This is a genomic window from Streptomyces sp. PL-25 (assembly GCF_058344915.1).
Window position 1 is genome coordinate 6196228 of the sequence record NZ_CP136997.1, and the last position, 21449, is coordinate 6217676.

Here is a 21449-nt window from a genome sequence, read left to right on the forward strand (position 1 = left end):
CATCCGGTCGTATCCCTTGACGGGGCGGGTCCGGTTTCAGTATCCCTCTTCTGTTAGGAAAGTTTCCTGACACCCGGAACCCTCCGGGCCCGACCGTGGATCCCGCCGTGTGGGGGCGGGAGAACGGGCAGGCCGGGCGCGTGGCGACCGTCGCCCCGGCCTGCCCCGCACCACGACGCACCGCACCGCGCCGCCCTGTTCCGCGCCGTCCTCGCCTCCTCCCGCCTCCCCTCCTCCCTCCCCCCTCCTCTCTTCTCCTCTCTTCTCTTCCCCTCTCCTCTTCTTCTCTCCTCTTCGCGCGCGTCCGCGCGCCTCGGCCCCGCCGGGCAGCCGCCCGGCGGGCGCTCACGCCTGCCCTGCCGCGGCCGGTCCGCTCCCTCCTCCCTTGACGCCTCTCGGGCGCCCGCTTACATTGCTTCCAGATCGTAGAAACTACTTTCCGCTATACGGAAGTACGGAAGAAGCTCACCGCGGGGCGCGACGGAGTGCGAATCCGGCAGCCGAGACAGCAGAAGACAGCCGAAGCAGGAGTACTCGATGGCTCGAATGACCGCTGCCCGCGCGGCAGTTGAGATCCTCAAGCGCGAGGGCGTCACGGACGCGTTCGGTGTGCCGGGCGCGGCGATCAACCCCTTCTACGCGGCGCTCAAGGCCTCCGGAGGCATCGGCCACACCCTCGCCCGCCATGTCGAGGGCGCCTCGCACATGGCCGAGGGCTACACCCGCACCCACCCGGGCAACATCGGCGTCTGCATCGGCACCTCGGGACCGGCCGGCACCGACATGATCACCGGCCTCTACTCGGCCATCGGGGACTCCATCCCGATCCTGTGCATCACGGGCCAGGCCCCGACCGCGGTGATCCACAAGGAGGACTTCCAGGCCGTCGACATCGCCTCCATCGCCAAGCCGGTGACCAAGATGGCCGTCACCGTCCTGGAGGCCGCCCAGGTCCCGGGCGTCTTCCAGCAGGCGTTCCACCTGATGCGCTCCGGCCGCCCCGGCCCGGTCCTCATCGACCTGCCGATCGACGTCCAGCTCACCGAGATCGAGTTCGACCCGGACACCTACGAGCCGCTGCCCGTCTACAAGCCGGCCGCCAGCCGCGCCCAGATCGAGAAGGCGATCGGCATGCTGACCGCCTCCGAACGGCCGCTGATCGTGGCCGGCGGCGGAATCATCAACGCCGACGCCGCCGACCTCCTGGTCGAGTTCGCCGAGCTGACCGGCACCCCGGTCGTGCCGACCCTGATGGGCTGGGGCATCCTCCCCGACGACCACGAGCTGAACGCCGGCATGGTCGGCCTCCAGACCTCGCACCGCTACGGCAACGCGACCTTCCTGGAGTCCGACTTCGTCCTCGGCATCGGCAACCGCTGGGCCAACCGCCACACCGGCAAGCTCGACGTCTACACCGCCGGGCGCACCTTCGTCCACGTCGACGTCGAACCGACCCAGATCGGCAAGATCTTCGCCCCGGACTACGGCATCGCCTCCGACGCCAAGGCCGCGCTGAAGCTGTTCGTCGAGGTGGCCCGGGAGCTGAAGGCGGCCGGCAGGCTGCCCGACCGCTCCGCTTGGGCCGCCGCCGCGCAGGAGCGCAAGGCCACCCTCCAGCGCCGTACGCACTTCGACGACATCCCGATCAAGCCGCAGCGCGTCTACGAGGAGATGAACAAGGCCTTCGGCCCGGAGACGCGCTACGTCTCCACCATCGGCCTCTCCCAGATCGCCGGCGCCCAGATGCTGCACGTCTACCGGCCGCGGCACTGGATCAACTGCGGCCAGGCCGGACCGCTCGGCTGGACCGTCCCGGCCGCCCTCGGCGTCGCCAAGGCCGACCCGGAGTCCCCGGTCGTGGCCCTCTCCGGCGACTACGACTTCCAGTTCATGCTGGAGGAACTGGCCGTGGGCGCGCAGCACAAGATCCCCTACATCCACGTCCTGGTGAACAACTCCTACCTGGGCCTGATCCGGCAGGCGCAGCGGGCGTTCGACATCGACTTCCAGGTCAAGCTGGAGTTCGAGAACATCAACGCTCCCGAGCTGGGCGTCTACGGCGTCGACCACGTCCGGGTCGCCGAGGGCCTGGGCTGCAAGGCGATCCGGGTCACCGACCCGAACGAACTGGGCGCCGCCTTCGAGGAGGCCAAGAAGCTCGCCGCCGAGCACCGGGTGCCGGTCGTCGTCGAGGCGATCCTGGAGCGCGTCACCAACATCTCCATGTCGGGCACCAACGACATCAGCAACGTCGTGGAGTTCGAGGAACTGGCCACCGAGCCGCAGCACGCGCCCACGGCCCTCAAGCCGCTGAAGGTCTGAGCACGGCCCTCAAGCCGCTGAAGGTCTGAGCACGGCCCTCAAGCCGCTGAAGGTCTGAGCACGGCCCTCAAGCCACTGAGGGTCTGAGCACGCCGTCGAGCCGCTGAAGGTCTGAGCACGGCCGTCGAGCCGGGCGACGTCCGGGCGGTGCCGAAGGGTCCGTGAGACGGCGACGGCCCGCCGCCCCCGTGCGGGGCGGCGGGCCGTCGGTCGTACCCGGCCGGGCCGGTCAGTAGGGCTTGACCAGGACGTGCGCGGCGCCCGGGACGCCCACCTTCAGCAGCTCGTCCTCCTCGGGCGTCGTCGCGGCGCCCATCTCCTGCTTGAGCACCGCGCGCGAGAGCGCCTGCACCCACATGGCCCGGGGCCGGCGCCGCTCCTCCCACGCCTTGAGCGCGCCGGGCACATCGGCCTGGGCGTCCAGCGCGTGGGCCAGCACCACCGCGTCCTCGACCGCCATGGCCGCGCCCTGGGCCAGGTGCGGGGTGCTCGCGTGCGCCGCGTCACCGGCCAGCACGACCCGGCCCACGTGCCACGCCTCCTCGACCGTCACCTGGGAAATACGGGAGTAGACCACACCGGCGGGGTCGGTGACCGAGGCGAGCGCCTGGGCCACGGGGCCCGAGAAGGCGGCCAGCCGCTCCCGCAACTGCTCCAGGGCGCGCTCCGGGTCCGGCCGGAAGTCCTCGGCCTCGGCGAACACCGCGCCCAGGTACATCAGTTCGTCCGTGATCGGGGTGAGCAGCGCCTTCGCCTCCTGCCCGGCGACCCCCATCACCACACCCCGCACCTCGGGCAGCCGCGGCACGGTCACCCGCCAGTTGGCGAACCCCGTGTACTGCGGGGTGTACCGGTCGCCGTACAGCCGGGAGCGCAGCGGCGAGCCGATGCCGTCGAAACCGACCACCACGTCCCAGCGGCCCGAGGAGCCGTCCGACAGGGTGACGTCGACGCCCGCGCCGTCGTCGGTGAGTTCGGTGATGGTGGCCGAGAAGCGGATCGTGGCGCCGGCCGCTGTCGCCGCGGCGCCGAGCACCCGGGCCAGTGCCGGGCGCGGGATGCCGTTGTTGGACGGGGTGTCGCCCATGCGCGGCTGCGGTATCTCGGCCAGGGTGGTGCCCGTCGGGTCGGCGATGGTGAGCACCTCCCACTCGAAGCCGGCCCGCAGGCAGTCGTCGAGCACCCCGATCTCGTCCATGGCGTGCAGCGCGTTGGACGGCTGGATGATGCCGACCCCGAGCGCGTCCAGTTCGTGCCGGGCCTCGACCACCTCCACGGTGTGACCGCGCCGGGCCAGCGCCGTGGCCAGAGTGAGTCCGCCGATGCCACCACCGTGGATCAGCACGTGCAGGGGTGTCGTCATCTCGGGTGTCTCCAGAACGAGGAAGAGGGAAAGAGAAGAAGAGGGGAGCGAAGAGGGGAACAGGGGGAACAGAAGGGGTGGTTCAACCGGCCGGGACCGGCAGGCTCATCAGGTGGTCGACCAGGGCGAGCAGCGTCTCCTTGGCGAACTCGCGCTGCCTGACGTCGCCGATCAGCAGCGGGACCTGCGGATCGAGGTCGAGCGCCGTCCTGATCTCCACCGCCGTACGGGTGTTGTGGCCGTGGAAGCAGTTGATGGCGACCACGAACGGGATGCCCCGGCTCTCGAAGAAGTCGATCGAGGCGAAGCTGGTCTCCAGGCGCCGGGTGTCCGCGATGACGACACCGCCGAGGGCGCCGTTGACGAGGTCGTTCCACATGAACCAGAAGCGTTCCTGGCCCGGGGTGCCGAAGAGGTAGACGACGACCTCGTCGCTGATCGTGATGCGTCCGAAGTCCAGGGCGACGGTCGTCGTCTCCTTCTCGCGGATGCCCGCGAGGTCGTCGACGCCGACGCTGGCCTGCGTCATGTACTCCTCGGTGCGCAGCGGAGTGACCTCGCTGACCGCACCCACCAGGGTGGTCTTGCCGACGCCGAACCCGCCGGCGACAAGGATCTTGACGGCGGCGGGGTCCGCCTGTCTGTTGCTCATGGTGTTCTACAGTCTCCGAAGTCCGTCACGGACGGCGGCCAGCAGCCGCCGGTCTGCGCCGCCCGCCGCCCACGCCACCGAGATCGGCGCGCGGGCGCCCAGCAGGCCCTGGCTGACCAGATCGCCCACCAGGATCTTGGTCACCGACACGGGCAGATCGAGCCCGGCGGCGACCTCCGCCACGGCGACGGGGCGGCGGCAGCGGGCGAGGATGAGCCGGTGCTCCGGCTGGAGCCTGCCCGGACGCAGCGGGGCGCCCCGCTCGTCGAGGGGTTCGTCCAGCGTGCTGAGCACCGTGATCAGGGTCAGGTCGTCGCGTTCGGGAGCGGTCCGGCCGCGGGTGATGGTGTAGGGGCGCACCATGCTCTCCTCGGCGTCGTCCCCCGTGTCCTCGTGCTCCCAGTGCGTGTTCACGGGCGCGGTCCGGTCCCGAAGGCGTCGAACTCCCCGCGGACCGCGGTCCCCAGCTTCTGCCCGACCTGCTGGACGAGGTTGTGCATGGCCAGCGACATCACCTCGGCGTCGACGTCCTGGGAGGCGACCACCGCCAGGTGCGTGCCCTGGCCAGCGGAGATGATGAACAGCCACAGGTCGGACAATTCGACGATCACCTGGTGCACCGCACCGCCGCGGAAGAGCTGGCCGACGCCGCGGGCCAGGCTCTGCTGACCGGTGCAGATGGCGGCCAGCCGCTCCGCGTCCGACCGGCCGATGCTCCGCGAGTGGCTGACGACCAGGCCGTCGTCGGAGAGCAGGACCGCGTTCCTGGTCTCGGCGACCGAGTCGACCAGGCCGTCGAGCAGCCAGTCGAGGTCCTGGTGGGTTGCGGTGGTACGTGTCATGATCCGTCCTCATCTCTCGTGGGGTGGCCGGGCGTGCCGGGCGCGGGGGCCGGCGGCTCGGCGTTCGCCCGCGCCGCGCGCGAGCGGCGCTGGAAGGCGCCGATCGTGGCTCCGGCACGGCGCGGTACGGGCCGGAGCATCGGGTCGTCCTGCCAGCGCGGCGGCTGTGCCGCGTCGTTCTGGGCGCCGGGGTCCAGCCGGAGTTCGTCGACCAGGCTGGCCTGCCGGACGCGGCGCGGCAGCGGCGGCTCTGCACCGGGGGCCGGCGGCAGCGGCGCGCTGGTGCCCGTGTGGGAGGGCAGCGGTGTCACGTACCGCACCGGGTGCCCCGGCTCCTCGGCCGGTGCGGCCGGTGCGGGCGGCGTGGTGTGCGCCGGCTGCTCCGGCACGGGGTACGGGTTCGCCCCCTGCTGGTACGGAGCCGGGCCGGCGTACCGGCCCTGGTCGCCGTACGCACCCTGATCGCCGTACGTCTGTGCGTTGCCGTACGCGCTCTGGTCGCCGTACCCGCCCGCGTCCGGTCCGGGGTGCGGGTGGGCGCCGAAGGCGTCCGGGGCCGCGGGCGGGTGCGCAGCCCGGCCGTACGGGACCCGGCCGCCCTCCGGAGCCGGGAGCGGGGCCGGGATCTCGTGCCGCGCGTGGTCCGTGGCGCCGGGGAAGGGCGCGTCCGGCGGGGTGAAGAGGTCGGAGGGCCCGGTGGGGGGCTGCCCCGCGCCGGGGTACGGGGCTTCCCGGCCCGGACCGGCGTAGACGTCGTCCCGGCCGTGGGCGGTACCGGCACCGGCGTAGGCGTCGTCGTCCCGGACGGGAGCGGCGTACGCCGGTTCGGCCGGCTCACCCGGTGCGGGCGCCGCCGCGGTGTGCGGGACGAGCGGGGTGACGGCGGCCAGGGCCTGGCCCTGGCGCCGCGAGGGCAGCGGGTCCTGGGGGCCGGCCGTCGCCGTCGCCGCCGCGGGCACCGGCTCCGGGGCGGGTACGCCCACCGGGCCGCGCGGCGCCGGTTCGGCGACGGTCAGCTCGCCCGGGACCAGGACGACGACGCGGGTGCCGCCATAGGCGGAGGAACGGAACTCCACGCCCAGGCCGTACTGGGCCGCGAGCCGGGCGACCACGTGCAGGCCGAGCCGGATGTCCTCGGCGTGCGCCAGGATGTCGAGCCGGGGCGGACGGAGCATCAGGGCGTTGGCCTCGGCCAGTTGCTCCTCGTCCATGCCCAGGCCGCGGTCCTCGACCTCGATGGCGAGGCCGCGGCTGACCGTCGCCGCCCGCACCTCGACGGGGCTCGGCGGACGGGAGAAGGCGAGGGCGTTCTCGATCAGTTCCGCCAGCACGTGCGAGACGGGTCCCACCGCGCGGGCCGCCAGCCACGGGCTGCCGTCGAGATCGAGGACGACCCGCTGGTAGTCCTGCACCTCGCCCTGGGCCGAGCGCATCACGTCGAGCAGGGCGACCGGCTTGCGCCAGCGCCGGTGCGGCGTACCGCCGGAGAGGATGACGAGGTTCTCCTCGTAGCGCCGCAGCCGGGCGGTGAGGTGGTCCAGGTCGAAGAGGCCGTCCAGCACCTCGGAGTCCTCGTGCCTGCGCTCCATCTCGTCCAGCTTCTTCAGCTGCTGTCCGATGAGCTGTTGGGTGCGGCGGGCGATGCGCTGGAGCAGTCGCTCGAAACCGCGGTGCTGGTCCGCCTGGTTGACCGCGGCCTGGAGGGCGCTGGTGCGCGCGAGGTTGAGCGCCTGCCCGAGCCGGGTCAGTTCGTCGGCCGCGCCGTCCTCGGCCTGCGGCCGGATGGCCCGTGCCTCGGTCTCGACGTCGATCTCCTCGCCCCGGCCCAGCCGTTCCACGACCTCGGGGAGCGCCTTCTCCAGCGCCTCGGCCTGTTCCTGGAGGCGGCGGATGCGCAGCCGCAGGCTGCGGGTCAGGCGCCAGGTGGTGAGGATGACGGCGACCACGGCGGCCAGGCCGATCAGCGAGGTCAGCACCAGGCGGCGCAGCAGGGAGAGCACGCTGTCCTTGCCCTCGGCGACGACCTGGTCGGTGCGCTCCTCGATGACCCCTTCGAGCTGGGGCTTGAGGGCGTCCATCGCGAGCCGCCAGGGCTTCTGCCGGTCGGCGGGCAGCCGGACGTTCCCCGACGCGTCGGGCGCCGCGGGGTGCAGCAGGGTCTGCTCGACGCGGGTCTTGCTCTGCCAGGCGGCCCCGGAGGTCATCTTCTGCCAGACCGCCACCAGGTCGGCGGGCAGATAGGGGGTGAGCTTCGCGTTCTGGAGGAACGACTGGTCCAGGACGGCCTGTTGCACCTGCTGGTAGTCCGTGGCGCTCAGCCTGCCCCGGCTCCAGCCGCGGGCCAGCAGCGCGTCGGAGCGGGAGACCATCTCCTTGGTCCAGAAGAGGTCGACGAGCGGCTGCGAGGCGGTGGTGATCCGGCCGTTGTCGACATGGCTCAGCGCCGTGAACAGCTTGAGGTCCACGGAGATCAGGTCCGTGTAGTAGCGGTACACCGCCTCCTGCTGGTCGGCGTCGCCGTCGTCGACGAGGGACCGCTGCTCGGACAGCTTCCCGATCGCCTGCCGGGCGTCGGCGACGGCGTCCCGCACCTCGGCGGGGGCGTCGCCCACGGCCGAGTCGTCGGAGAGCGACAGGAACGTCGCCACCGCGCCGTCGGTCGAGTGCCGTTGCCGGGTGAGCGCCTCGGCGGCGCCGGCCTGCCCGGCCAGCCGCTCGGCGCTGAGCCGCCGTTCCTCCTGGAGGTTGTAGTACACGGCGTTGGAGGGCTGGCCGGCTTTCTCCGCCAGCCGCCCCTGGGCCGCCTGGCGCTGGAAGTCGAAGAAGGTCTGGCCGCTGGTGACCGCCCAGAGGGCGGCCAGGGCGACACCTGGGACGAAGGCGAGGATGAGCAGAGCGGTCCGCAGGGAGAGGGACTTCGAGCTCGTCCGCCGTGACGCGCGCGTGCGCAGGGCGATGCTCCTTGACGAGGGCCGGCCTGACGGCCGGTCATTTCTGATCCGTGCTACGACGCGTGCATATTAGTCACACTATGGAGACGAATCGGAGATCACCCTGCTCGATCAACATACGTTGTCCACACGTTCACCGTGAAATCGGGCGCCGGACAACGGGATCGGGGGCCCGCCGCCCCCGTGTCGGCGGGCCCCGTCTCCTGAGTGAGTGCCCCGGTCGGGGGGTGTCCGAAGCCTGTCCGGGCCCGGTTCAGAGCTTGATTTGAGCATGCCGTAGTCGGCCTACGTCCCCTGCCGTACGCGCGCCGGGTCAGCCCTCCGGGTGCTCTTCCATGCCGGGCCACTCGTCGGGGCCGCCTCCCTGCCACTCGATGAGGTCGCTCTCCTCGACCTCGATGCGGTCCAGGTCTGCCAGCCGGAGGATCTCGATGACGTCGTCCAGGTGGGAGGCGAGCCCGAGGGTCACGTCGTCCTCGGTGACCCGGCGGGAGCCGTCCAGCGCGGGGGAGTGCACCACGATGTGCGGATGCTGCGTGGGGTGTGCCATGCCCCCAGGCTCCCGCCGGACGGGCCGGTCCGCACCCCGGGGGCCGGGACGGACGACGCCGGGCCGGGCGGCACCGGATGCGGGACCGTCCGCATCCGGCACCGCCCGGCCCGGTGAGCTCTCCGGCGGTGGAACCCGCCCGGCGGCGCGAGACTGGGCGCGACAGGACATTCGCGCCGCCGGACGGAGTCGGGACCGCCTCGCGCGGGCGCGGGGCGGAAGAACATGGAGAGAAGAGGAAGAAGAGAGAGGGAAAAAAGAAGGGGGAGGGGGGAGGGGCTGGGACCGCGGCGGGCGCGACGGCCCCGGAAGCGCTTCCCTCTGGTCGAGAAGACGGTTCCGGTGCCTTCACCACCGCACTGGCTCGCATCTCCCGTGCGTCCCCGGCCTCGCTGGAAGCCGGGCCACGGGGATTCCGCCGCGGTCCTCGCCCTGACCGCGGGGCGCCGGGCGGCCACCCCTCATCCGGGTCGCCCGGCGCCCGCGCGGGGCGTACGCGTCCGGCTCCCGACCTCCCCGTCGGGCAGCCGGACGCGGCTGGTGGGTCAGTCCTCGCGCAGGGCGCGGACCGCCTCCTCCACGCGCTTGCCGTACTCGGGGTCGGCGGCGTGGAAGTGTGCGAGGTTCTTCTCGACGACGTCCTGGCGGGAGACCTGCGAGAGACCGCCCGCGATGTTCGCGACCAGGCGCTCCTTCTCGGCCTCGGACATCAGCCGGTACAGCTCGCCCGCCTGCACGAAGTCGTCGTCCTTGGTGTGCGCCGGCGCCTCGTGGGTGCCGGTGTGGCCGCTGACGGCCAGCGGCGCGGCGAGCGGCCGGCCGGTCTCGACCGGGCCGTCGTAGGAGTTCGGCTCGTAGTTCTTGGCGTGCCGGCCCTGGGAGTTGGCCGCCATCAGACCGTCCCGGCCGTAGTTAGCGGCGCCGCCGGGCACGGCCCTGGGGGCGTTCACCGCGAGCTGGGTGTGGTTGACGCCCAGGCGGTAGCGGTGCGCGTCGGCGTAGGCGAACAGCCGGCCCTGGAGCATCTTGTCCGGGGACGGGCCGATGCCGGGCACGAAGTTGTTCGGGGAGAACGCGGCCTGCTCGACCTCGGCGAACACATTGTCGGGGTTGCGGTCCAGGACCAGGCGGCCCACCCGCTGGAGCGGGTAGTCCCGGTGCGGCCACACCTTGGTCAGGTCGAACGGGTTGAAGCGGTAGCCGTCCGCCTGAGCCGCGGGCATGAGCTGGACGTACAGCGTCCAGGACGGGTGCACCCCGCGCTCGATGGCCTGAAGCAGGTCGGTCTGGTGGGAGCTGCCGTCCTTGCCGGCGAGTTCCTGGGCCTGCTCGGCGGTCAGGCAGCGGATGCCCTGGTCCGTCTTGAAGTGGTACTTGACGAAGAACGCCTCGCCCTCGGCGTTCGTCCACTGGTAGGTGTGCGAGCCGTAGCCGTTCATGTGGCGGTACGACGCCGGGATGCCGCGGTCGCCCATCAGCCAGGTCACCTGGTGCGTGGCCTCGGGGGCGTGCGCCCAGAAGTCCCAGACGTTGTCCGGCTCCTGGCGGCCGGTGAACGGGTCGCGCTTCTGCGAGTGGATGAAGTCGGGGAACTTGATCGGGTCCTTGATGAAGAACACCGGGGTGTTGTTGCCGACGAGGTCGTAGTTGCCCTCCTCGGTGTAGAACTTCAGCGCGAAGCCGCGCGGGTCGCGCACCGCGTCCGCGCCGCCGAGGCTGTCGGCCACCGTGGAGAAGCGCGCGAACACCTCGGTGCGCTTGCCGATCGTGTCCAGGAAGGCGGCGTGGGTGAACCCGGTGACGTCGTCGGTCACCTCGAAGTGGCCGTAGGCGCCCGAGCCGCGGGCGTGCACCACGCGCTCCGGGATGCGCTCGCGGTTGAAGCGCGCCAGCTTCTCCAGGAGGTGCTGGTCCTGGAGGAGGAGCGGGCCGCCGATGCCGGCGGAGGCGGAGTTCTGGTTGTCGGCGACCGGGGCGCCGGACTCGGTCGTGAGCACGCGCTGCGACATCGTGGACCTTCCATGCGAGGGGCAGCGGAAACTTGTTTCCGCTTCGTGGAGCCTAGATTTGGGCGTTCGGGACGTCAACAGTTTGTTGAATTCCCGCGCGCGGGGCTGCTGCCGGAGGCTGACCGGGTGGACGCCGCCGCCTGGGCGCGACAGGACAGGTGTCGGCGGCGGCGTCCCCCGGAGCTGTGGGACCGGCCTGCGGGGGCGCCGGTCAGACCCGGGCGCCGGACAGGCGCTCCACGGCCCGCAGCAGGGCCGAGTGGTCCAGACCGCCGTCGCCCTGGGCGCGCAGCGAGGCGACCAGCTGGGCGACCACGGCGCCGACCGGCAGGGCCGCGCCGACGCCGCGGGCGGCGTCGGTGACGATGCCCATGTCCTTGTGGTGCAGGTCGATGCGGAAGCCCGGCTTGAAGTCCCGGTCGAGGAAGTTGTCCTTCTTGCGGGTCAGCACGGTGGAGCCGGCCAGCCCGCCGTTCAGCACGTCCAGGGCCGCCGCGAGGTCCACGCCGGACTTCTCCAGGAAGACCACGGCCTCGGCGCACGCCTGGATGTTCACCGCGACGATCAGCTGGTTGGCCGCCTTCACGGTCTGGCCCGAGCCGTGCGGACCGCACAGCACGATGGTCCGGCCCAGGGCGTCGAAGAGCGGCTTGGCCTCGTCGAAGTCGGCCTGACCGCCGCCGACCATGATGGACAGCACCGCCTCGATCGCGCCCGCCTCACCGCCGGAGACGGGGGCGTCCAGCACGCGGATGCCCTTGTCCTGCGCGGCCTTCGCCAGGTCGATCGAGGTCTGCGGGGTGATCGAGGACATGTCGATCAGGAGCGCGCCGGAGCGCGCGTTCTCCAGGATGCCGTCCGGACCGTAGGCGATGGCCTCGACCTGCGGGGAGGCGGGCACCATCGTGATGATCACGTCGGCGTCCGCGACCGCCTCGGCGATCGAACCGGCCGCGGTGCCGCCGGCGGCGGTCAGCCGGTCCAGCTTCTCCTGCTCCAGGGTGAAGCCGGTGACCTGGTAGCCCGCCTTGATCAGGTTCTCGGACATGGGGGAGCCCATGATGCCGAGGCCGATCCAGGAAACCTTGGGAAGAGTGCTCATGACGGGGGTGCCTCTCTGAAAAGCTCTGGTGTCTTGGAGGGTCAGCGGGCCGCGCGGGCGCCGGCGGGCAGCCAGTCGAAGGTCTCGGCGCTCGGCCGGTCGCCGGGCTTGTACTCCAGGCCGACCCACCCGTCGTAACCGGCCCTGGCGAGCCGGTCGAGCAGGTCCTCCAGGGGCAGCGAGCCGGTGCCGGGGGCGCCGCGCCCGGGGTTGTCGGCGATCTGCACATGCCCGGTCCTCGCGGCGTACCGGTCGATCACCGCGGGCAGGTCCTCGCCGTTCATCGACAGGTGGTACAGGTCCATCAGGAAGCGGGCGTTGCCCAGGCCGGTCGCGGCGTTCACCCGGTCCACGACCTCGACGGCGGCGGGCGCGCTCACCAGCGGGCACAGCGGCGACTCGGGCTTGTTCAGGGCCTCGATCAGGACGGTCGCGCCGATCCGGTCGGCGGCGCGGGCCGCCAGGACCAGGTTCTCCAGGGCGAGCGCGTCCTGCTCGGCCGGGTCCACGCCCTCGACCCGGTTGCCGTACAGCGCGTTGAGCGCCGTGCAGCCCAGCGAGCGGGCGAGTTCCACGGCCATGTCGATGTTGGCGCGGAACCGCTCCGACTCCTCGCCGGGGATCGACAGGGCGCCGCGGTCGGGGCCGGGGAGCCTGCCGGCGTAGAAGTTCAGGCCGGTGAGCCGGACGCCCGCGTCCTCGATCGCCTTCCTGAGGGCGTCCAGCTCGGACTGCTCGGGGGTGGGGGTGTCGATCCAGGGCCACCACAGCTCGACCGCGGTGAAGCCGGCCGCGGCGGCGGCCGCGGGGCGCTCCAGGAGCGGGAGTTCCGTGAAGAGGATCGACAGGTTGACGTTGAAGCGCTGGTCTGCGAATCCCATCGGGGCCGCGCTCCCTTCCGTGTCGTTATTCCGTATGACGGAAGTTCGTTTCTGCTTAATGGAAGACTGCCGTCGGGTGTCGCGGCTTGTCAAGAGGGCGCCGGCGGCGGACGGTCCCCGGATCGCCCGGACCCGCCCGGAAACCGGCCTTGCGCGTTAGGTTGAGCGCGTGCGATTGAGAGTGGAGTTCACGACCGAACCCTTCGACCTGGACCAGGCCCCCGCGCACGCGGTGGTGGCCCGCGAGGTCGTGGAGGGCGCCGCGCTGGACGCCGTGGACGTCGGCCCCTTCGGCAACACCGCGGAAGGCGGCGCCGACGCCGTGCTGAGCGCCGTGGACACCCTGCTGCGCAGGAGCCTCGCGGCGGGCGCCACCCGGATCTCGCTCCAGGTCAACGTGATCGGGGAGGGCGATAGGTGACCGGTCAGGAGCCGTTCATCGCGGCCGTGAAACCGCTGATCGACGCGATCGGCGGCGAGCTGCTCCCGCCGGAGCAGGCCGGACCCGACGACGTCGTGCTCGCCTGGGAGGGGGTGGACGCCGTCGGTGTGCGCCTGCCCCAGCTGGCCGACTCCCTCGACCACATCCTGGCCGCCATGGAGCGCCGCGAGGGTGTGCCGCTCGCCGACCTGGACCGCAGGTCCAAGCAGGAGATCGTACGGGTCCTGGAGGCGCGCGGCGCCTTCTCCGTGCGGCACGGGGTGGAGACCGTGGCGAGCGCGCTCGGGGTCAGCCGCTTCACCGTCTACAACTACCTCAACCGGGACAAGGAGGGCTGAGCCGCCCCGACCGGGAGGAGTGCAGCGGGGCCTCTCCGGGCTTTGCGCGGAATTTTCAACAAACTGTTGACGCAGTGTTTCGGAGAGCGTTAGCTATCCGCAGCCCGTTCAGCACACAGGCCGTTCGCGGCCACGGAGGCTCCCGTGACTACGACTTCCACGCCGTCGGGCCTCGCCCGCTTCAACACTCTCCCGGATGCCGCGGCCCGCGCCGCGCTCCTGGAGGCGTGCGCCTCCACGGCATGGGCCGAGCGGCTGCTCGCCGCCCGCCCCCACGCCAGTGCCGAGGACCTGTACACCGCCAGTGACGCCGCCATGGCCGAGCTGACGGCGGCGGACCTCGCACAGGCCATGTCCGGCCACCCGCCGATCGGCCGCCCCAAGCCCGGCGACCCGACCTCGGCCCGCGAACAGAGCGGTATGGCCGGCGCCTCCGAGGCCCTCAAGGAGGAGATGCTCGAACTGAACCTGGCCTACCAGGAGAAGTTCGGCCATGTGTTCCTCATCTGCGCCACCGGCCGGACCGGTGAGCAGATGCGGGACGCGGTGAAGGAGCGGATCGGCAACGCGCCGGAGCAGGAACGGGAGATCGTCCGCACCGAGCTGGGGAAGATCAACCGCATCCGGCTCGCGCGCCTGCTCGAAGACGCCTGAGCACCTCTCGAAGACGCCCGAAGAGGAAACCATGAGCACCGAGACCACCGCCTCCGTGTCCACCCACATCCTGGACACCAGCGTCGGCCGCCCCGCCGGGGGCGTCGCCGTCCAGCTCTCCGCCCGCTCGGGCCGGGACGCGGACTGGCAGACGCTCGGCGGCTCCGCGACCGACGCGGACGGGCGGTGCAAGGACCTGCCGGCCCTGCCGGAGGGGACCACACACGTGCGGCTCGGCTTCGACACCGAGACGTACTTCGCCAAGAAACAAGCCGCGGCCCAGCAGGACGCCCCCGCGCTCCGGGACAGCGAGAACGGCCGGCCGGTGTTCTTCCCCGAGGTGACCATCGCCTTCGCGGTGGTGCCCGGGGAGCACTACCACGTTCCGCTGCTGCTCAACCCGTTCGGCTACTCCGTTTACCGAGGGAGCTGACCGACACATGACCCGTTTCGTCCTGGGACAGAACCAGTACGGCAAGGCAGAGAACCGCGTCGTCAAGATCACGCGGGACGGCGACACGCACCACATCAAGGACCTGAACGTCTCCGTCGCCCTCTCCGGCGACATGGAGGAGGTCCACCGCAGCGGTTCCAACGCGAACGTCCTGCCGACCGACACCACCAAGAACACGGTGTTCGCCTTCGCCAAGGAGCACGGGATCCAGAGCGCCGAGGACCTCGGCGTCAAGCTCGCCCGCCACTTCGTGGACCACAACGAGCCCATCCACCGGGCCCGCATCCGCATCGAGGAGTACTCCTGGGAGCGGATCGAGACCTCCAAGGGCGGCGCCCGCTTCGTCGGCGCCGACGAGATCGCCCACTCCTTCGTCCGCAAGGGCCAGGAGACCCGCGTCGCGCAGATCACCTACGACGGCCACGGCATCCAGGTGCTCTCCGGGTTCAAGGACCTCACCGTCCTGAACTCGACCAACTCCGAGTTCTTCGGCTTCCTGAAGGACAAGTACACCACCCTGCCCGAGGACCACGACCGCATCCTCGCCACCACCGTCGCCACCTGGTGGCGGCACAACTGGGACGGCGTCGACTCGCACGCCCCCGACTGGGACCGCTCCTACGGCGGAGTGCGCAAGCACGCCCTCCAGGCGTTCGCCGAGACCTACTCGTACTCCCTCCAGCAGACCCTGTTCGAGATGGGCGTACGGGTGCTGAACTCCCGTGACGAGGTCGACGAGATCCGCTTCTCGATGCCCAACAAGCACCACTTCCGTTCGGACCTCTCGCCGTTCGGGATCGACAACGAGGCCAAGGACGGCGCCGTCTACTACGCCGCCGACCGCCCCTACGGCCTGATCGAGGCCACCATCCTGCGCGACGGAGCCGAGCAACTCATCCCGGTCGACATGACCAACCTCTGACGCGGGACGCGTGCCGCCGGCCCGGCCCCACCGGGCCGGCGGCACGCCACACCGGAGGGAACACCATGGCACAGCCTGCAACGGAGCCGGCGAAAGGCTCCTGTTCCACCCCGCCGGTGCACACCGAGGACGCCGTCACGTCCGTGCACCCGGTGGACGAGAAGCTCCACCCCTCGCGGCTCGTCCCCGCCGCGCTCCAGCACATCGCCGCGATGTACGCGGGCGTTGTCACTCCTCCGCTCATCATCGGCCAGGCCTGCGGGCTCGACATCGCGGCCCGCACCCGGCTGATCGCCGCCTCCCTGCTCATCGCCGGCGTGGCCACCGTTCTCCAGACCATCGGCGTCAAGGGTGTGGTCGGCAACCGCCTGCCCTTCGTCAACGCCGCCTCCTCCGCGGGCATCGCCCCCATCCTCGCGATCGCCGAGACCAACTCACCGGGCCGCCAACTCCCCGCCGTCTACGGCGCGGTGATGGTCGCCGGCGTCTTCTGCCTGGCCGTCGGGCCGTTCTTCGGGCGCCTGCTGCGCTACTTCCCGCCGCTGGTCACCGGTGTGGTGATCACCCTCATCGGGGTCACCCTGATGCCCGTGCCGGTCGGCTGGGCCCAGGGCGGCGACAAGACCGCCGCCGACTTCGGCTCCATGAGGAACCTCGCGCTGGCCGCCTTCACGCTGGTCGTCATCCTGCTGATCCAGCGCTTCGGCCGCGGCTTCGTCAAGCAAGTCGCCCTGCTCTTCGGCCTGTTGATCGGCACGCTGGCCGCCATGCCCTTCGGGATGGCCGACTTCAGCGGCATCCGCTCCGCACCCGTCGCCGCGCTGCCCACCCCCTTCGCCTTCGGCGCCCCCGTCTTCGAGCCCGCCGCGATCCTCTCCCTGTGCATCGTGATGCTGGTGCTGATGACCGAGTCCAGCGCCGGGATGCTCGCCCTCGGCGAGATCTGCGACCGCCGCGCCGACGCCCGCACCATCACCCGCGGACTGCGCACCGACGGCATCGCCACCCTGCTCGGCCCCGTCTTCGGCGGCTTCCCCACCTCGGCCTTCGCCCAGAACGTCGGCGTCGTCTCGCTGACCCGGGTGCGCAGCCGCTACGTCGTCGCCACCGCCGGTGCCGCCCTGCTCGTCCTCGGCGCCTTCCCCGTGCTCGGCGCGGTGGTCTCCCTGGTGCCCATGCCGGTGCTGGGCGGCGCGGGCATCGTCCTGTTCGGCTCCATCGCGGTCAGCGGCATCCGTACGCTCTCCGAGGCCGGACTCGACGACAGCTCCAACATCATCCTGGTCGCCGTCGCCCTGGGCGCCGGCATCATCCCGCTGGCCGCGCCCACCTTCTACGCCGAGTTCCCGGCCTGGGCGCAGACCGTCCTGGGCTCCGGGATCAGCGCCGGCGCACTCGTCGCCGTCCTGCTCAACCTCTTCTTCCACCATCTCGGCACCCGGAGCCGCACGGCCCCGGCACTCAAATCCTCCTAGGGTCCTGCCGTGCCCTCCCCGTGGGCCATCCCCGTCCACGGGCCGCCACCGAAAGACAAGGAAAGCGCCATGGCACCATCGGCAGCCCAGCGCATCGTCATCGAGAACGCCGCCATCGCGACCGTCGACGCGAACGACACCGAGTACGCCTCCGGACACCTCGTCATCGCCGGGAACAGGATCGAGTCCGTCGGCGCCGGACCGGCCCCCGCCGGCCTGGCGGACGTGACACGGCGCATCGACGCCGGCGGCCACCTCGTCACCCCCGGCCTGGTCAACACCCACCACCACTTCTACCAGTGGATCACCCGGGGCCTGGCCACCGACCACAACCTGTTCAACTGGCTCGTCGCGCTCTACCCCACATGGGCCCGCATCGACGAGGAGATGGTGTACGCGGCGGCGCAGGGGTCGCTCGCCATGATGGCCCGCGGCGGGGTGACCACCGCCATGGACCACCACTACGTCTTCCCGCGGGGCTCCGGCGACCTGTCCGGCGCGATCATCCGGGCCGCCTCCGAGATGGGCGTCCGGTTCACGCTGGCCCGCGGCTCGATGGACCGCAGCGAGAAGGACGGCGGGCTGCCGCCCGACTTCGCCGTGGAGACGCTGGAGGGCGCCCTCGCCGCCACCGAGGAGACCGTCAAGAAGCACCATGACGCCTCCTTCGACGCCATGACCCAGGTGGCCGTCGCCCCCTGCTCGCCCTTCTCCGTCTCCACCGAACTGATGCGCCAGGGCGCCGAACTCGCCCGGCGGCTCGGGGTGCGCCTGCACACCCACGGCTCGGAGACCGTGGAGGAGGAGAAGTTCTGCCACGAGCTGTTCGGCATGGGCCCCACCGACTACTTCGAGTCGACGGGCTGGCTCGGCGAGGACGTGTGGATGGCGCACTGCGTCCACATGACCGACTCCGACATCGCCGCCTTCGGCCGCACGAAGACCGGCGTGGCGCACTGCCCGTCCTCCAACGCCCGCCTCGCGGCCGGCATCGCCCGGGTCCCGGACATGCTCGCCGCGGGCGTCCCGGTCGGCCTCGGCGTCGACGGCACCGCCTCCAACGAGTCCGGTGAACTCCACACCGAACTGCGCAACGCGCTGCTGATCAACCGTCTCGGCGCGCACCGCGAGGCGGCCCTGAACGCCCGGCAGGCGCTGCGCCTGGGCACCTACGGCGGCGCCCAGGTCCTGGGCCGGGCCGGGCAGACCGGCTCCCTGGAGGCCGGCAAGCTCGCCGACCTCGTGCTGTGGAAGCTGGACACCCTGGCCCACGCCTCCATCGCGGACCCGGTGACCGCTCTGGTCTTCGGCGCCGCCGCCCCGGTCACCGCCTCCTTCGTCAACGGCCGGCAGATCGTCGAGAACGGCCGCCTGCTCCACGCCGACGAGGACGCCATCGCGCACGCCACCCGCGAAGAGGCCCGCCGTCTGGCGCGGATCGCCGCACAGCACTGACCCGGTCCCGGCCGGCCGCACAGCACGAAGCGGCCCCGCCGGACGAAGAACTCCGGCCAGGAGGGACGGCTCCCGGCCGGTGGCCGCGGACCCGAGCGGGGTCCGCGGCGGCCGCCCCCGGGGCGCGCGTGCACACGCGCGCCCCGGGCCGGTCACCGTCACCCGGAGCGGCCCGTCCGCCGGCCGCCCCCTCCCCAGCTCTCGGTCCCGCTCGTGAGCTCCCGGTCCCGCTCGCGCGGGAGGCCCCCCACGCCCACGCATCACCTCCTTGACACCCACGTCGGAGCCGACGTGACAACCGACCGGAGGAACCGCCGTGCCCGCACCGACCGCCGACGCGCCGGACGCGCCAGCCAGGACACCCGTCCACCCAGTCGACGAGAAGCTCCCCGCCCTGAAGATGGCGACCAGCGGCCTCCAGCACGTGGCCGCCATGTACGCGGGGGTCGTCGCCCCGCCCCTGATCGTCGGCGCGGCCATCGGCCTGAGCGCCCGTGACCTCACCTTCCTCACCGGCGCCTGCCTGTTCACCGCGGGCCTCGCCACCTTCCTCCAGACGCTCGGCATCTGGAAGATCGGCGCCCGGCTGCCCTTCGTCAACGGCGTCACCTTCGCCGGTGTCGCCCCGATGACCGCGATCGTCGCCTCCACCAAGGACAAGTCCGACGCGCTGCCGGTCATCTTCGGCGCGGTCATCGTCGCCGGACTCCTCGGCTTCCTCTGCGCCCCGCTGTTCTGCAAGGCCATCCGCTTCTTCCCGCCGGTCGTCACCGGCAGCGTGATCACCCTCATCGGTGTCTCCCTGCTGCCGGTCGCCTTCGGCTGGGCCCAGGGCCCCAACCCGGCCGCGCACGACTACGGCTCGGCCACCAATCTGACCCTGGCCGGCATCACCCTTCTGCTGGTCCTGCTGCTGCGCCGCTTCACCCGCGGCTTCGTCAAGCAGATCGCCGTCCTGATCGGCCTGGTCCTGGGCACCCTGGTCGCCATCCCGTTCGGCGCCACCGACTTCGGCCCGGTCGCCGACGCCGACGTGGTCGGCTTCCCGACGCCCTTCCACTTCGGCGCCCCGCAGTTCCAGGTCGCCGCGATCCTGTCGATGTGCGTCGTCATGGTGGTCTGCATGACCGAGTCCACCGCCGACATGCTCGCCCTCGGCGAGATCGTCGAACGCCCGGCGGACGAGCGGACCATCGCTGCGGGCCTGCGCGCCGACACCCTCGGCTCCGCCCTCAGCCCCCTGTTCAACGGCTTCATGTGCAGCGCCTTCGCCCAGAACATCGGCCTGGTCGCGATGACCCGCATCCGCAGCCGCTACGTGGTCGCCGCGGGCGGCGGCTTCCTGGTGCTGATGGGCCTGTGCCCGGCCGCCGCCTCCCTCATCGCCGTCGTACCGCGGCCGGTGCTGGGCGGCGCGGGCGTGGTGCTGTTCGGCTCGGTGGCCGCCAGCGGTATCCAGACGCTGGTCAGGGCGGGCCTGGACAAGGACAACAACGTCCTGATCGTCGCCGTCTCGCTCGCCGCCGGCATCATCCCGATCACCGCGCCGGAGTTCTACCACGCCTTCCCCGAGACCGCCCGGATCGTCCTGGACTCGGGCATCTCCACCGGCTGCGTCGTGGCCGTCGCGCTGAACCTGCTCTTCAACCACATCGGCAAGGGCCAGGACGCGGAGGACGTCACCCACCCGATGGAGAGCGGCACGGAGATCGCGGAGGCCGCCCAGCCGGCCCCCACGCACTGACCGCGCCCGCCCGCGGGGGTGCGGCACCGCCCGGTGCCGCACCCCCGCGGGCGGCACCGCGCGGCGGTCTCACAGGCCCAGCAGCACCGGATCCTCCGCGAGGTCCCGGAACCGGTCCCGGGGAGCGGCCACCAGTCTGCGCGCCTTCAGGTCCAGCAGCCCGCCGACCGCGGTGATCTCCGCGGCCACCGTGCCGTCGGCCTTGCGGACGGTCTGCCGTATCCGGAACGTCTTGCCCTCGCCCCACTCGAACACACAGCTCACCACGGCCTCGTCACCGGCGAGCAGCTCCCGCCGGAAGCCGATGGTCGTCTCCAGCGCCACCGGTCCCACGCCCGTGGCGATCAGGCCGCTCTGGCTGATGCCGGCCGCCTGGAGCAGCGACCAGCGTGCGTGCTCCGCGTAGTTGAGGTACACGGCCTGGTTGAGATGCCCCTGCACATCGGTCTCGTAGCCCCGGACGGTCACCGGGACGGAAAACGGCTCGCTCACTGCATCCCCTTCTCGCACGTCACGCCGGTGACGTCTGTCCTCGTCCGACCGCCCCGATCCTGGCACGCCCCTCACACCCGGCGCGGGGAGGCCAGCAGGTAGCGCACCCGGGTCCGCGGCTCCGTGCACACGCCGGGCTGCCAGCCCGCCCGCTCCAGCGCCGCCGCGCAGGCCGCCAGCGGCTCCGCGTCCGGCGCGTACACCGCGACCGCCTCGGGCTGCGGGGTCGCCCGCACCCGGTAACCGTCGGCCGCCGCTCCCGCCGGACGGAGCCCGGCCGCCTCCAGGGCCAGCGCGGCGGCCCGCACCAGATGCGCCCGCTCCCAGCCGCACGGCCGCTCCACCGCGCCGTCCGGGTTGGTCATCCGGCGCAGCTCCAGCAGCCCCTGCCAGGCACTGTGCACCTCACGCGCCCGCGCGGCCCCGTCGGAGGCCCCCGCCGTCCCCGCCGCTTCCTCGTCCTCCTCGCCGCCGACCCGGGCGGCGAACACACCGGCGGGCGGCGGGGTGTCCGCCGGGGGACCGGAGGCAGCCGGTGGGGGAGCGGAGGCAGCCGGTGCGGGCCCCGTCTCGCGTATCCGGTGGCCCGCCGGGGTCAGGAAGTGGTCGTGCGGCGGGCGCGGGTGCCGGAAGGCCAGCCCGCGCGCCACCAGGGCCGCGAGCTGCGCCTCGGTGCCCCGCAGCCGCCCGGTCACCGGATCGGCGGCGTCGACGACCCGGCGCTGCGCGGCGGTCGGCGGTCGTGTCACGGCGTGCTCCCTCCCCGGGGCCCGGCATGGGCGAGCGGACCGGGAAGGAATC

General features: G+C 72.1%; 20 protein-coding genes. 9 read left to right on the forward strand and 11 right to left on the reverse strand.

Annotated elements, in window-relative coordinates:
* The first annotated feature begins 537 nt into the window (after nucleotides 1–537).
* Nucleotides 538–2322, forward strand: a complete 1785-nt coding sequence (gene gcl, locus R4Z62_RS27625; RefSeq protein ID WP_355485301.1) for a glyoxylate carboligase — start codon at nucleotides 538–540, stop codon at nucleotides 2320–2322.
* A 229-nt stretch (nucleotides 2323–2551) separates the two neighbouring features.
* Here the strand turns inward: gcl and R4Z62_RS27630 are convergent, their stop codons facing one another.
* From R4Z62_RS27630 to R4Z62_RS27670, 9 genes are all read right to left on the reverse strand, one after another.
* Nucleotides 2552–3685: an FAD-dependent monooxygenase gene (locus R4Z62_RS27630; protein ID WP_385501634.1), complete on the reverse strand. Its 1134-nt coding sequence runs from the start codon at nucleotides 3683–3685 to the stop codon at nucleotides 2552–2554.
* Nucleotides 3686–3767: 82 nt separating this feature from the next.
* Nucleotides 3768–4337, reverse strand: a complete 570-nt coding sequence (locus R4Z62_RS27635; RefSeq protein ID WP_355485259.1) for a GTP-binding protein — start codon at nucleotides 4335–4337, stop codon at nucleotides 3768–3770.
* A gap of 6 nt (nucleotides 4338–4343) precedes the next feature.
* The gene (locus tag R4Z62_RS27640) at nucleotides 4344–4700 is read right to left on the reverse strand and encodes a DUF742 domain-containing protein (protein ID WP_064537717.1); all 357 of its coding nucleotides are present in this window, start codon (nucleotides 4698–4700) and stop codon (nucleotides 4344–4346) included.
* Nucleotides 4701–4747: 47 nt separating this feature from the next.
* Nucleotides 4748–5179, reverse strand: a complete 432-nt coding sequence (locus R4Z62_RS27645) for a roadblock/LC7 domain-containing protein (protein WP_018571600.1) — start codon at nucleotides 5177–5179, stop codon at nucleotides 4748–4750.
* Nucleotides 5176–7935, reverse strand: a complete 2760-nt coding sequence (locus tag R4Z62_RS27650) for a nitrate- and nitrite sensing domain-containing protein (protein ID WP_385501633.1) — start codon at nucleotides 7933–7935, stop codon at nucleotides 5176–5178. The genes R4Z62_RS27645 and R4Z62_RS27650 overlap by 4 nt, the downstream gene beginning before the upstream one ends.
* 508 nt (nucleotides 7936–8443) lie before the next feature.
* On the reverse strand, nucleotides 8444–8680 hold the full coding sequence (locus R4Z62_RS27655) for a hypothetical protein (RefSeq protein WP_064535952.1): 237 nt from the start codon (nucleotides 8678–8680) through the stop codon (nucleotides 8444–8446).
* Nucleotides 8681–9225: 545 nt separating this feature from the next.
* On the reverse strand, nucleotides 9226–10689 hold the full coding sequence (locus R4Z62_RS27660) for a catalase (protein ID WP_355485266.1): 1464 nt from the start codon (nucleotides 10687–10689) through the stop codon (nucleotides 9226–9228).
* A gap of 211 nt (nucleotides 10690–10900) precedes the next feature.
* Nucleotides 10901–11791 carry a 2-hydroxy-3-oxopropionate reductase gene (locus R4Z62_RS27665; protein WP_385501632.1) on the reverse strand — a complete coding sequence of 297 codons (891 nt, stop codon included), beginning with the start codon at nucleotides 11789–11791 and terminating at the stop codon, nucleotides 10901–10903.
* 41 nt (nucleotides 11792–11832) lie between these two features.
* Entirely contained in the window at nucleotides 11833–12672 is an 840-nt protein-coding gene (locus tag R4Z62_RS27670; RefSeq protein ID WP_385501631.1) for a TIM barrel protein, read from the reverse strand.
* 169 nt (nucleotides 12673–12841) lie between these two features.
* Here R4Z62_RS27670 and R4Z62_RS27675 point away from each other — a divergent pair, with 169 nt between their 5' ends.
* The 8 genes from R4Z62_RS27675 (at nucleotide 12842) to R4Z62_RS27710 (ending at nucleotide 20156) form a co-directional block, all read left to right on the forward strand.
* Nucleotides 12842–13093 (forward strand): hypothetical protein, encoded by a 252-nt coding sequence (locus R4Z62_RS27675; RefSeq protein ID WP_037874618.1) that lies wholly within the window; start codon nucleotides 12842–12844, stop codon nucleotides 13091–13093.
* Nucleotides 13090–13452 (forward strand): helix-turn-helix domain-containing protein, encoded by a 363-nt coding sequence (locus tag R4Z62_RS27680; protein ID WP_064535955.1) that lies wholly within the window; start codon nucleotides 13090–13092, stop codon nucleotides 13450–13452. The genes R4Z62_RS27675 and R4Z62_RS27680 overlap by 4 nt, the downstream gene beginning before the upstream one ends.
* A 144-nt stretch (nucleotides 13453–13596) precedes the next feature.
* Nucleotides 13597–14106 (forward strand): 2-oxo-4-hydroxy-4-carboxy-5-ureidoimidazoline decarboxylase, encoded by a 510-nt coding sequence (gene uraD, locus R4Z62_RS27685; protein ID WP_018571609.1) that lies wholly within the window; start codon nucleotides 13597–13599, stop codon nucleotides 14104–14106.
* 31 nt (nucleotides 14107–14137) lie between these two features.
* A complete protein-coding gene (gene uraH, locus R4Z62_RS27690; protein WP_018571610.1) occupies nucleotides 14138–14539 on the forward strand; it encodes a hydroxyisourate hydrolase in 402 nt (133 codons plus the stop codon).
* A 7-nt stretch (nucleotides 14540–14546) separates the two neighbouring features.
* Nucleotides 14547–15482 carry a factor-independent urate hydroxylase gene (gene pucL, locus R4Z62_RS27695; RefSeq protein WP_064535956.1) on the forward strand — a complete coding sequence of 312 codons (936 nt, stop codon included), beginning with the start codon at nucleotides 14547–14549 and terminating at the stop codon, nucleotides 15480–15482.
* Between the two features lie 65 nt (nucleotides 15483–15547).
* Nucleotides 15548–16957 (forward strand): nucleobase:cation symporter-2 family protein, encoded by a 1410-nt coding sequence (locus R4Z62_RS27700; RefSeq protein WP_355485270.1) that lies wholly within the window; start codon nucleotides 15548–15550, stop codon nucleotides 16955–16957.
* A 69-nt stretch (nucleotides 16958–17026) separates the two neighbouring features.
* A complete protein-coding gene (locus R4Z62_RS27705) occupies nucleotides 17027–18412 on the forward strand; it encodes an 8-oxoguanine deaminase (protein ID WP_064535958.1) in 1386 nt (461 codons plus the stop codon).
* Nucleotides 18413–18812: 400 nt separating this feature from the next.
* Nucleotides 18813–20156 (forward strand): nucleobase:cation symporter-2 family protein, encoded by a 1344-nt coding sequence (locus R4Z62_RS27710; protein WP_064537718.1) that lies wholly within the window; start codon nucleotides 18813–18815, stop codon nucleotides 20154–20156.
* A gap of 69 nt (nucleotides 20157–20225) precedes the next feature.
* Here R4Z62_RS27710 and R4Z62_RS27715 read toward each other — a convergent pair whose 3' ends face one another.
* On the reverse strand, nucleotides 20226–20648 hold the full coding sequence (locus tag R4Z62_RS27715; RefSeq protein WP_382843438.1) for an acyl-CoA thioesterase: 423 nt from the start codon (nucleotides 20646–20648) through the stop codon (nucleotides 20226–20228).
* Nucleotides 20649–20719: 71 nt separating this feature from the next.
* The gene (locus R4Z62_RS27720; protein WP_064535960.1) at nucleotides 20720–21397 is read right to left on the reverse strand and encodes a hypothetical protein; all 678 of its coding nucleotides are present in this window, start codon (nucleotides 21395–21397) and stop codon (nucleotides 20720–20722) included.
* Between the last annotated feature and the right edge of the window lie 52 nt (nucleotides 21398–21449).